The sequence below is a fragment of the Halalkalibacter nanhaiisediminis genome (assembly GCF_007830185.1).
Lineage (GTDB): Bacteria > Bacillota > Bacilli > Bacillales > Bacillaceae_D > Halalkalibacter > Halalkalibacter nanhaiisediminis.
Genome location: NZ_VLKZ01000001.1, coordinates 345,518 through 358,391, shown reverse-complemented (window position 1 = coordinate 358,391; position 12,874 = coordinate 345,518). Strand labels below are relative to the sequence as shown.

The window sequence follows — 12,874 nt, the reverse complement described above, 5'->3', positions numbered from 1 at the left end:
TCCTGCTATTTCGCCATACTCACAGATTCAAGCAAGACAGATGATAAAAGGCCTTAGATCAACTCACTAGCAAACGATCTCAGAGCTAAACATTGAAATCCCGCCCTAATATAAGCAGCCATTCTCTTGCTCAAAATTTTTTTTGTAAATTTACTAATATAATCCTTTTTGATGCTTATCATCCGTCGATCACTTCCTTCTAATGACTAGATAATAGTTTAAGAAGGAGGTGGAATTTTGGAGAAAGAATACAAAGAGGAAGAAAAAAAGCTAGAAAAGCTATTAAATAAAAACACTGGTAGTCACATTAGAGCTTTACGCCAAAACCTAGACATGACAATTGAGGAATTGGCTCATGAAATTAAGATGGACCGTTCACATCTTGGAAGGATTGAACGAGGTGAAGTGACGATGTCATACATTATCTTATTAAAGATTAGCTATGGTCTCGGAGTAAAAGATCCTAGAGTCCTTTATTTAGAAGCAAAAGACGAAATTTATCGCTTCCTTAGAGAAAAAGAGCAATAAGAATGGGTTTTCCCCTAAGTCTTATCCTACTAAATACATATGCAAATAAACAATTTGATAGGAAGAGCAGCAGCCTCCTTCACCCCTAGCCCCTTAAGTCTTAAACATTTTGTAAACGCTCTAAAAAAAGAAAATAACCCCAAAAGGAGTCTCCGTCATGACAAAAACGATCCTACATACCTACGAAATTAACAAAGATACGATTTCTCTATCCCCTGCCAATCATATGGACTACGACACAATCGTTCAAGAACGAAACCAAAAATACTACGTGAAAAAGACACCGATCCAACTCATTGAACAAGCCTGTCTGGAAGGCGGAGCTACTTACGACGGAAGGCGGGTAGCCGTTACCTATCAAACGGGTGCACAGAGCAAAGTACCCATTCCCATTCATCCACTCGAGCAAATCTTCGCCTTCCCTACCCACTCACCCAAACTACAGGAATGCAGCTGGATTTTCTACCACCACATCAAGGCCATCAAACCCAACCCAAAAGCACCCAACCAAACCATTATCACCTTTAGAAACTACAAAGAAATCACCGTAGATGTCTCTTATAATGCCCTGGAAAGACAAATACACCGCACCGCTTATTGCATCGTGAGGTTTACGAATCGATATGATGAGCCACCTATGTTTGGGTAAGAGGATGCTTTTAACGAACTGACGCAATTGTTCTATCATCAAACGAATAGGTTGTCTTATTTCCTTATTCAGTTGCGTATTCAACACAACTCCCAAAAGAAGTCACGACCATTCTATTAGAAAACAAGCAGCTTACTCTTGAATAAGTAAGCGCCTTCAACAAAATTCCAAAGAGAACAAAAGGGTAGAAAGAACTTTATGAAAGACAACAAAAGAACGTTCTATCCTTTGTTCTCTGCAACTAAGCCTTCATCATCATGGAATGTATTGCTTCATTATTAAATATCAGACTTGCGCCATTTACTCAGTGATCACTCGAACGTTCCATTTAGCCAACCTAAAACGCCGTATTTATCTAATGCGACGATATATACATCCTCTAAAACCCTGTCATCATATCCATAATAATCTATAGTCAAATAACTTTGTACAAACCCAATTTCTACTTGAGACATACTATTTGCTATAAGCGCACACAATTCTTCAAAGGACTTTACCTCTATTGCTGTTCTCAAGCTTTCTTCTACAGATCCTCTTTGCCAACCGAATTGAACCATCCTTAATCCTCCTAATGAATATATGTTCACACTATGCTCCATACACTATATCATATATGGTTATGATATCTTCATCAACGAATCAGTATAAAAGGAACCTTGGCGTTCGAAATGTGTTCTTGGTAACGTTCATATTGCCTTTCCCGAGCTTTTTCTACTCACTCTGAAGCGAAACTCTGCGGATGGTTGTCGTGTATGCGAAGGCTCCTCCAAATTGACCGACTCTAAAGAAAGCAGGATATCAATTCGATCATAGACAGGGCCTGAAATTCTGCTTTGATACGATTGGATTTGTTTTGGCGTACAAGTACAATAAAGATTGTTCGAACCAAGAAAACCACACGGACAAGGATTCATGGCTGCCATGAGGATAAAAGAGGCAGGATACGTAACCGTTGATTGGGCACGGCTGATGGTAACCTTCCCCGCTTCAAGTGGCTGCCTTAACATATCTAATGTTTTTCTCGGGAATTCTGCCATTTCGTCTAGGAATATAATCCCAAGAGTCGAGATAGAAAAAAATCTATATACGTTATTTTATCTATTTAAAAACACTAGATATTGTATCTACTTCGTATTTTTTATCTTTATATAATGATGTTTTTGTAATTTTGAATACTATGTAGGATAGATAGCAAAAAAGCCCTCCACCGGTTAAAGTGATGAGCTCAATAAGGAGTTTCTGGTCTAAACTGTAAAGCGTTAACACCATTACTTTATAAAAAAATTCATTTCCGCTTATCTTGATGCTAAATTGTAATTTAAAATTACCTTTTCAGAAACCTTTTTGATTAAGTTGATGTACTGCTTTAGCTCAACATTCGTATTATTGAAAGTAGTTTTGAAAGGATACGTTCTATTAGAATGCGTACATTGGCATCTGAAATCATATAATATAGAGGATAAGTTTTGTAGATCCTTTAAGTCTTTATCTTGATTAATCTTTTTAAGTTCGTTTTTTAAGATCTCAATAATATCTCTATTTGCTAAAATAAAAGCTTGGTCATGGACTTCTCCCTTAAAATATCTCTCTAGAACTAACTTCAATTTTTCTCTATCGTTTTTTCCTTTATTATATTTTTCTACTGTCTCAATAATCTCTGTAATATCTTTATCCTTATGTGATGAGAACCAACTAGAGTTCATTATTTGCTTTACATCTTGTACAGTTTCATGCAAGTACACTTCATCAAATATACATTCTAACACCTGATAGTAGGCCAAATATTTAAATTCACTATCTGACATTTCTAGAGCCCTATGATAATAATCAATTAAATCCGAATCATATTCCTTTTTAAAATAGGGTGCTTTTATTTCATTTAATTCTTCTGTGATATGCTCATAATCGCCCTCATCCTCATCATCTTCTGGTAGCTCCTCAAATGTAATTTCCGCTGAAAATTTATAGGATAAATCAAACAATATGCATCTTGCATAATAAAATTGTTTTTCTTCGATATTCTCATTTTCAATGGGAATATTTGATACTTTATTGATATTATAGATTTTTAAAGTTGTAAAATTGTCCTCAACTTCAAGATGCCTGTAAGATTGTTCATTTTCTATTACTGTTGAGAATTCTTTAGAAATAGGGCCAATTTCATAATAAATTCTGTCTTGTGAGCGATTTTCATCTTCGACAGTAAAAGAAATATGAGATAAACCGTCACCCCATACCATTTGAGTGTGATTAATTAATACCTCAAAATAATCTTCTCTATAACAAGCCTTAACAGGAATATATTTCAACGTAAAAAAATTTTTCACTATCTCATAAACTACTGGAAAATCATGTTTTTCAAGTGTTACATTATATTCATTTTGCCATTCTTCGTGAAAAATAGTTAGCTCTTCATTTTTAAACCATATCTCTACATTGTCTTCTTCTACAATGGCCTCAATTTCATATAAATTATTTATGTATTCACTAAGAAGCATAATAGTTTGGTCTAAATCATCTTCGTCAAGAACAAACCGAAAACTAACTCTCCAACTTTCCTTTGTCAAACTAACATTATTATAATAGTTATCATAATCAAATGTTATAGTAATCTGACTATCAATATTACCTACTAACTGTTTTATTTTTTCTTCCATTATTATACTCCTAGCGCGAAATGTATTTTATATAATTTGAGTAGTCCCTCTCTTTCTTTTTCATAAATATAGGGTTACTCCAAAGAAATAGAAATTATTTTTTCATTTTTGTTAAAATGGTTTTTTGTATTTGTAACTCTTAGTTCATCTTGTTCCAACTTTACTTTGGTACCTATTCTAAACTCACCGGGGTAGTATCCTAAAAACTTGGCTAGCTCGATATCATCTCCTCGAAATATCTCTTCCCCTTCATAACCTTTTATAAGACAATACACTGTTTTATAGGATTGACACGACTCTGATAAGACATCCTTTATTAATTCTTCCATTACTGGGAGAACAGGAAAAGCAGTTAAAGCCTTTTCTTGCTTTATTTTTGTAAAACAGGTTGGACAAAAATACCTTTCTTCCCCGTCCCCAAAATGATCCGCAAATCCTACCGAGTACATCTGTTCTCTGCTAAATGTAGAATTACACTTATTGCATACTATATTAGGATAAAGATGACCTCTGTTGCAAATAAATGTATACCTTTCTAATCCTTCCATATTGTAATCAAAAGCATTAAACTCGACTAGGAAATGCTTGACTACATCATTTATTTCTTCAGTACAATCTTTACAAAATAACTTACCCGCTTTGTATGAAATCTTTTTATTAAGTTCCGAACTTAAGTAGGCTCCAGTGTTCCACATATGATAAAACTCTTCTTCATATGATTTGACTAATTCATCTGAACCTTTTATACAAGTCATGTTTTCCCAGTTCCGCTCTTTAGCTGCATTAGTAAAATTATACGAACCAACCCAAATACAGTTATCCAATATTACAAATTTATGATGCATCGTACTATAGTATCCCTCGTCTGAACCTAGCACTTTTGTTATTTTATCAAAAAGCCCCTTAAAATGTGATTCATAGTTTTCAAGATTGTTCTTCACATGAGCTAAATTCAATATAACCCTTTTATCTGATACTTTACTTTCGATAATTTGTGAAATAATTTCTTCGTCATCTATATATGCCATAGAAAGATAGATCTTATCATTTGCTGCCTTTATACCTTCAAATAACGCTTCCCTAATCTCACATGTATTTCCTGGTCTTGAAAAGAAAGGCCTGATCTCCATTAGGCTAGACTTTCCCCTTTCATGAATTATTAGTTACCTTACACAAGGATAGTTTTTTACATAATTTTACTATACTACTAATTTAATAACATTGTATACATTAATAAAAACAAGAACCACCGAGAAGCTATTTCAACAATCGGTGGGTTGTTTTCTAACTAATCCTTTTCTTACGCTATTAAAAATTAAGTTTAAGTTGTTGAGAATAAAACAAACTATCCATCTCTAATTGTTCTTTCGTTTCAGTCTCAGAGTGTAAGAACAACCTCCCACGCTGTTCGACGTATTGATTACTAATCACTGTATCAAACTCCATCTGAATCCTTTTATCTTCAATTCCTGTTAAACAAAATAATTGTGTGTTGGTTTTCCTTGCTAACACAACCATCGGTTTTACAACATGATCGGCACTCGCTTCACCAAATGGATTATCAGCAATCAGGAATTTCCACGTTTCACCTTGAGAGAATCTCTTCTTTCGAATGAAGGTATTTAAGGTAATGAACATTGCCATTCGAGAAGCGTGTTTTTCTCCGTTACTCCAGCCAGACACCTCATCCCAAAGGAAATACTCTTTCATTTCAGCAAGTTGGGCATTTCTTGGCTTTAATGCTTTTAGTACACAGCGATCAATATCGGCATAACAATTTAAGATATTTATATCATTAACCTTTTCTTGGAAGAGTTGATCCAGTACTTCTTGGGAAGCTCCCTTTTCTTGATACTCTGTCAACTCAGTTAAAACCTCATCAACAAACATCCGTAATTTATGTTTGCAATCTAAAATATCATGCTTCGGCCACCGAATTGTAAAGAGGGAAATATTTAATCCTTTTTCTTCTATTTGAGAATACTTAGGTAGCTCACAAGTATTTTTATATAACAGTTCGCCTCTTTCAAACATCATCTCTATTAATTCATCTCTGCCTTCTTCTGATTGAGCTCGTTGGAGTTCAAGGCTCTCCTTAAACTTATCCATAGCTTTTAATACAGAATAGAAGTTTCCAATCATAACTTCATAATTCCCTTTCGAAGACTCTAGAACATTGGTGAAATCCCTACTCATTCCTAATAAATGTGGGTTACCAGTTTGCTCAATCTCAAGATACATAGCCTGGATGTTTTCTCTTATTAACCTATCCTGTTCACGTAGGTTTTCTCTCTTTTCATCAAACGTCTTTCTCATACGATGAAAGTCTTTCATTGGATTATCCTTTATCCATTGGCCTTCTGCTAATAGCTTATTATCTTCAGGGACTGTGACCAAAAACTCTTGGTAAGTTTTTAATTCTGTCAAAGTATTTTCATATTTGAAGGAAAGTTGTTGAGCGTTTTTTTCTTCCTCTTGTTTAGCCACTTCTTTACTTTCAATAGCTTTATTCTCTTGAACCAACAACTGATACTCACTTTGATGGTCCGTAGTGTACTCATAAGGGTTATTTTCATAGACTTCAATTATTCTTTCTTCTTCAGTACTATATCGTTCTTTCTTTTTTATCAATGCCTCGTTTAGTTGTTCATAGCTAGATTGTATATCTGAATATATCTGTCTTTTCTCTTTAAGTTCTTCTTTAAATTGTTCTAAAAGTGCTGGCTGAAAAGTGACATTTCCTTTTTTAAAGAACTCTAGGGAGTAAGACAACTCTTCGATTAAATTTATTGCTTTTTCCTTTAAATCTTCATATTCACTTTTACTATTGCGAAATACGTCCAGTTGTTGCTTTTCAGAGGAATATTTCATATTTAACTCTTTCAAAAGATATTTCTCTTTTTCATACTCCTCAAAGCTTAACTCCTCTGGTTCTATATTGGCTTCAAAATCATATTCTTTAAAGTCACGTTTGAATTCCTGAATTCTAGATTCAATATTCCTAAGAGCCGAACTTTCTTTCTCTTTTTCTCTTTCATAATCATCAATTACTGTCTGATGATCATTCTCAATATCTTTTAATTTCTCTAATGCATTATTAATCTTTACAAATTCTTCTCTCTTCTTAACTATATTAACGTAGCGCTTAATAAAATCTTCGACACGGTAGAGGATTTTTCCGGTATCAGAAATACTTCCTTGTAGGGTTTCACATTCTATTTTCTTCTTCTCTTTTTCTTCTTCTGTATGATCCCTGGTTTCTAACAACTTCTGTATTTCTTCTTGAAGATTACTTATGTTTTTATTAAGAGTATCAATTTTTGAACTGTACATTTGTCGTGAATCATAGGAGTATTCAGACCAGAATTGTTTTATTTGATTTTCAAAGCCTTGTAGTTCTTGCTCTTTTACCTGTAGTTCTTTTCGTTGTTCTTGGTAGGAAACACATTCTTCTTCTATCTGTACTGCCCATCTTTCCCAATCTTCTTTTGTAAAGCGGACATTAAATTGATGGAATACATACATGTTTTGTAGTAAAGCGATAAAATTCCCTTTTATTAATCCGTCCTCTAATCCCTGTTTGCTTATGAAAATAAGTGGAACCGTCAATTCTTCCTTAAAGGTGGATAGCGCCCTTGCTGCTTCTTTAACTTCGCTTTCTTCAATTAAAAGTGAGAACGGCAACAATGGATTTTTTTCTACAATCTCTTCTTTCCTCTCCTGTGGAAGGGTAGAATGTAAAAGCCATTCTATCCCAGATAAAACGTATAACTCTTTTGATACTAAAAACTGTTTAATTGACTGAATTTCAGAATGGATGTGAAAACCTACTTGCACAATACTCTTTTTAATTTGCTCCACTTGCTCTATCTTTACAGACAGCCTAATAATTTCCTTATTTAATTCTTCTTTGTTCCGGTGCAGTTTATTACGTATATGTTCTTGTTGTTCGAATAAGTTTTCTCTAGCATATATAGACAAAAGCCTATTAAGATTATTTTTTAATTCGTGTTCAACATTACTAAACTTCTCGAATGATTGCTCTGCCTCTTCTTTATTTCTTTGTGTATCAATTTTTTCATGTTTTTTTTCATTTACCTCTATATTCAGTGATGAGTATTTATCTTCAAGTTCTTTCACAACTGATTTTCTTTCTAATAAGGTTGCGTTAAGGTTTGTTATTCGTTCTTGGACAGCTTTATACGAATCCTCAATTGTTTCTTTCTTAAATTCGCCTATAGCTTGAGTAACTTCAACACTCTCTTTCTCATACTGATTTATAAATTCCTCTAATTGACCCTTTTTCACTTCTGCTTCTGTGATTAAGTCCTTCACTTTCTTAAGTAACTGACTTTCTTCTTTGGCATTCTTTTTTAAATTTTTTATCTTTTCAATAACTATCAGTTCTTTTTGTTTTTGTTGCTCAAGTAGAAACTTATAGCCCCCAGATACACGTTTACGTGATTGTTCTAGTTCTTGCAGCTGTTCCCCCACTTCCAATCCAGCTGCATGGAGCTTTCCATCTAGCTCTAACACTTTTCTATGATAATCCTTATAGTCTTCAAAATGACTAGCCGCCTTTTGTTCTTTTACATTTATTTCTAATTTTTGAATAATACTGTGTGACTCATCTCTTTCTAAACTCACTTGGTTAAAGAGCCGAGTTGCTTCGTTTAGTTGAAGTTTTGCGAGGTGAACTTTATAAGATTCTATCTTCCATTGCAAGTTTTTCTTTAGTTCTTCAATCTCAGATAGTTCTTGTCTTATTTTTAATATCAAATCTTGGTTTTGTTCTTTTTCATTTTGGACTGTATGAAACAACTTGCTTAAGTACACTTGAGTGGATTCAAGCTCATTTTTTATATTTATATAATTTTGAGTAGCGTCAATAATTCCGTCTGCATTTTTCGTTACAACTTCGAAATCAGTTAGGTTCTTTTCTAATAATGGCAATTCGAGCAACCTATCTTTGTAAACTCTAAATGCATTAATAATAGCGTTCTTTTCCTCTTCATTAGGAAATAGGTTATCTAAGAATGCAGGAATTAAAAGTCGCTCTATTAACGTTTGTGTCTTATCAGCTTTATCAAAAAACGCTGTAACACCCGCTTCAGCCCCATTTACTTTAGAGATATTTCGCCACTCAGATGCTAAAATTCCATATTGCTCAAGAGCGTCTTGATATGTATGATTACTTGCAAACACTTGGGTATTTACGTCTTCCTTTAAGAAAGTGTGTAGTGTTGAGTACGGTGCAATTTTTCCATTATCAACAAATGGAAGTGTTTCAAGAGTTAATGTTTCCGTTGTATCTCGCTCAACTATGTAATTAAAATAATCATATGTTGTATTCGATTTCCCTTGTTTTACTCCGTAATTATGAAAACTAAAACCTGTAATAAACATCGGTTGACTATTATTGTCAGGAATCCATTCAACTGCAACATTAATCGTATTTCCTTTTGGGACTATACTTTTTAACTTTCTTCCTTGGATGTCGTGATTAGGAAGAATAACTTGGTGAAGAAGTTGAATCACACTCGTCTTTCCACCACCGTTTTCCAATAAGAAAAGAGTGCTTAGACCATTGGGCTCCCATATCTTATCTCCAATAATTTTCTTTCCCCCATCTAATTTAACATTCGACACACGGAATCGATTAATCCTTGGCATTCAATTCACCCCTAGCCTTTGCCGTTACTAAACCTTCAACCGAATTTAGTAGCTCCTTTATACGATTTATTCTTTCTTCATGATGGTAATAATGAGCTGCGATATTTTTCGTTTTTTCTGTTAATACAATTTCTTCATTGTTGTGGATAATTAATAATTTTTCATTTTCCCAAAAGCCCAGTACCTTTAACAGAAAACCATAATCTCGTTTTGTGGCAAGTCGAAAATTAGTTAAGTCCTCAGTCATTGCACGTAGTCCACCCCAAACTTCAATCATCCCCTCCAAATCCATATCATAATTTATTGCCAAATCGGCTAGCTCTTCCTCATCTATTTCTTTAAACTGCATTACATACTCTTCAACATTTCTTAAAATTTCTTCTACTTTGACATAAGTTCTAGGTTCATTTGTATATTGAAACTGATCGCCATAAAATTCACTTAGGACATTTATCCATACAAATTGAGCCATATACAGTTCTTTATTCGTGCTTAATTTCATTGCATCTCGAAGTTCTTCGTTTGTATAAGTGATCACTTCGTTATCAAATTCAGGAACTAAATATATAGTTTCATCTATATGAAAAATTCTCACTTTAGCATCAGGTTGAATAACATTTTGAATTACTTCTCTGACCTTTGGTGAAAAATACGAACGATAAATTTCCGGGTATCTTTTCTTATCGATCTTTTTGTATTTAATCAGCGCTTGATATAGAATAAACGCTTCACTAAATACTCCTTCTTCATAGTTCATATTAGTTAATCTTCCTTTCTATGATGTAATCCGTAACGATTACACCTTTATCAAATTCGACTACACGTTCAGTCGAGATCACTTCAAACCCTTCTAATTCTTCTAACTCTGGGTGCTGACGCCCAAGAGTAGCCATCATTCTATTTTCGTCTGGTTCAAAAGGAAGTTCTTCAGGTGGAATCGGATCAAATGCTTTATAAGGACTTCGATGTATCTTTATGCTAATATTTAAAAAATGCTTTAATAGAACTTCTTGAAGATGGGTATAACGTTCAGGCTGTTCTGCCTTTAGTTCTTTTATAGTGTCTGATAGGAAATACCGACTTTTCTCTTTTAATGGCGACAAAATAATACTTAATGCTTCCATTTCCTTTTTGTAGACATCCTCTTTTTCTTGCTCCAACATCTCTCGATGGTTAGCAAGAGTTGAGTCATCTAATGTATCTTCTACTTGATCCTCTTCGTGACGTTTCTTCTTCACATATTGTGAATCATATGCAGAAAAAGGATTATAAAATTTATTAACTTTTATTGGTGTAACTGCCTTTAAGATATCTCTTGCCTTAGATTGGTTAATTTTTTTCTCAACCCATGATTCAAGAATTTCTTGTTTAAAATGTAAGTGTTTAGAAAATGCATTTTCAATTAACAATTGCAATGAACTAGTTAGCGTTTTTAGTAATTCAAATTTTCTAATGAACAAGAGTTCGTGTTTAGCAATACATGAGGTTAATTCTTTCTCAATTTGTAAGACTTGATCATATGCTTTTCTTTCCTTTCGACTAAGTTGTCCTGCAATATAATTAGCTTTTACTTCATCAACATTTAATCGCAAATCATTTAACTGGCCCTTTTCCTGTTTGGTTTGTTCATAAGAATCCTTGTACTTCTTCTCCAGTTCATTTCTTTTAAACATCGTTAGAGCGTTGGAGCGAATATCATTTTCATATTTAACAATAGTGTTTATTTGTGTTTGAATTTGAAGCTTTAACTCCTCAACAGCCGCTAAGGCTTGCGTGAACATTCCTTTATCAAGTTGTTGCTTGAAATAAAGCATTGTAATACTGATTTGCATTTCTGCAAACATTTCTTTTGTCTTGAACAGTAACTCTATTCCTTCTTGAGTCAACTTAAGGTACAGATTTTTTTCTTTCAAGTTTTTATATGAAAAATCATCATATGTTATTAAATCAAATGAGTGAACTTTTTCTTCACCAGTTGCAAGATCTATATAATGATTGATAAACTTTCTACCACTATTTCTGAGTTTGTCATCAATGAGATAACTTCTAAACTCGTTAACTTCAGAAGAATTCATTTGTATATCATAACGTTCTTTTAGCAATTTTTGTAAAAAGAGATTAATATGCTCAGGAGATATTTTACTTTGACCTGTTAGCATTCTTTCCAACATCATTAGTAGTACCGCAATTCCAATTTCCATAAGGTTTAGATGGGTATATTTCGGGTCTTTACTTTGGGATAATTGAAAGATTGGTTGAAAAAGAATAATATTTTTATAGCGTTCTGAAAAGCCCTCAAACAGCTTAGAGAGTTCCATCCGATAACCCCCTTAACATCTTTAAGTGAACACCTTCTTGTGGAACGCACCCTTTATTATCAAAGAATAATCTTATTTTTTCTGACCAAGTTGACGGAAAATAACTAAAAAAATCATTGTAAGCTTCTTCGCTACACCGATGATTTTCCCATTTTCGCAGCTGGTTCCTTCTTTCCCACAACGCTTCATAAAACAAAGTAAATGGCTGGATATCTCTAGTTGTTTTAGCCTTGGTTCGATAATAAATGCTGATACCTTCTGGATCTAAATCTCCATAGTAATAAATTCGGACGTTGTGATTAATATCGAGTTCCTCTATATAATCAATACTCTTAGTAATTTTTCCGCCTTCACCATAGATTAAAAAAGATATATTCTTATTGCCCCATGTTGTAATACCTTCTAGCATTAAGCGTTTCATGCTAAAAAACGTATCTTTATTTTCAATAATTAATATATTTTCTATCTGCATATTTGGTTTTTGATAGTAAAAAAATGGCTCGTAGGTTTCAAAGGATAAGAGATCTTCAGAGGTAACAGCTATATCCTTCAGAAGTTTTTTTCCCTCGTTTGAGGCTAAGAACTTTTCATCACCAAATAAATCATATGAGCGCTCGTTTATACTGATCCAATCCGTACTTTTATTCTTTTGATTGAGAAAGGTGCTGATCTCTTTTATATAAGGAAGATCATTTTTTAATTTCTTAGGATTCTTTAAATAAATGCTAGTCTTAATACTAGGATGGAACTCGGTGAACAAAGTTGTGACTAATTTTTCGTCTACTTCTTCTTGTTTCTCTATACGTTGATATTTATTAAACAAGTCACTATTAGAAGGGTACTTTTTCGAATTCATAATCCTTTTTATCGTCCCTTCGGACTCCAACTCTAGGATGGCTTGACCGAAATTTCGGTAAAAGAAGATACCTCTATTTTCCCCGAGTAACTTTTTCATTTCTTTTTCCAAATCTACTGTGCTAAATCTTTTTGTTTTCTTTGATTGTAGTACATCTAAAATTTGCTCTTTCAACTTATACACCATCCAACAT

Annotated in this window: 9 protein-coding genes and 1 pseudogene; 2 read left to right on the top strand and 8 right to left on the bottom strand. The window is 33.5% G+C overall.

Annotated features, from left to right (window positions below; all coding sequences use genetic code 11):
• The first annotated feature begins 237 nt into the window (after window positions 1–237).
• Together IQ10_RS01565 and IQ10_RS01560 are read left to right on the top strand one after the other, a co-directional pair.
• The gene (locus IQ10_RS01565) at window positions 238–528 is read left to right on the top strand and encodes a helix-turn-helix domain-containing protein (RefSeq protein WP_199757366.1); all 291 of its coding nucleotides are present in this window, start codon (window positions 238–240) and stop codon (window positions 526–528) included.
• A gap of 157 nt (window positions 529–685) precedes the next feature.
• Window positions 686–1,177, top strand: a complete 492-nt coding sequence (locus IQ10_RS01560; RefSeq protein WP_144448720.1) for a competence protein ComK — start codon at window positions 686–688, stop codon at window positions 1,175–1,177.
• Between the two features lie 311 nt (window positions 1,178–1,488).
• On the opposite strand, the gene IQ10_RS01555 is transcribed toward IQ10_RS01560, so the two are convergent.
• The 8 genes and pseudogenes from IQ10_RS01555 to IQ10_RS01520 form a co-directional block, all read right to left on the bottom strand.
• Entirely contained in the window at window positions 1,489–1,734 is a 246-nt protein-coding gene (locus IQ10_RS01555; protein ID WP_144448719.1) for a hypothetical protein, read from the bottom strand.
• 89 nt (window positions 1,735–1,823) lie between these two features.
• Window positions 1,824–2,250, bottom strand: a pseudogene (locus IQ10_RS01550) (ATP-binding protein); the annotation flags it as partial.
• A 222-nt stretch (window positions 2,251–2,472) separates the two neighbouring features.
• Complete coding sequence (locus tag IQ10_RS01545) at window positions 2,473–3,834, bottom strand: hypothetical protein (RefSeq protein ID WP_144448718.1); 1,362 nt, start codon at window positions 3,832–3,834, stop codon at window positions 2,473–2,475.
• Between the two features lie 74 nt (window positions 3,835–3,908).
• On the bottom strand, window positions 3,909–4,964 hold the full coding sequence (locus IQ10_RS01540; protein ID WP_144448717.1) for a phospholipase D-like domain-containing protein: 1,056 nt from the start codon (window positions 4,962–4,964) through the stop codon (window positions 3,909–3,911).
• A gap of 178 nt (window positions 4,965–5,142) precedes the next feature.
• Window positions 5,143–9,507, bottom strand: coding sequence for a coiled-coil domain-containing protein (locus IQ10_RS01535; protein ID WP_144448716.1), 4,365 nt, complete (start codon window positions 9,505–9,507; stop codon window positions 5,143–5,145).
• Window positions 9,494–10,264, bottom strand: a complete 771-nt coding sequence (locus IQ10_RS01530) for a DUF6063 family protein (RefSeq protein ID WP_144448715.1) — start codon at window positions 10,262–10,264, stop codon at window positions 9,494–9,496. The genes IQ10_RS01535 and IQ10_RS01530 overlap by 14 nt, the downstream gene beginning before the upstream one ends.
• A gap of 1 nt (window position 10,265) precedes the next feature.
• Window positions 10,266–11,825, bottom strand: a complete 1,560-nt coding sequence (locus tag IQ10_RS01525) for a hypothetical protein (RefSeq protein ID WP_144448714.1) — start codon at window positions 11,823–11,825, stop codon at window positions 10,266–10,268.
• Window positions 11,812–12,855 (bottom strand): Wadjet anti-phage system protein JetD domain-containing protein, encoded by a 1,044-nt coding sequence (locus IQ10_RS01520; protein WP_158639958.1) that lies wholly within the window; start codon window positions 12,853–12,855, stop codon window positions 11,812–11,814. The genes IQ10_RS01525 and IQ10_RS01520 overlap by 14 nt, the downstream gene beginning before the upstream one ends.
• Window positions 12,856–12,874 lie beyond the last annotated feature (19 nt).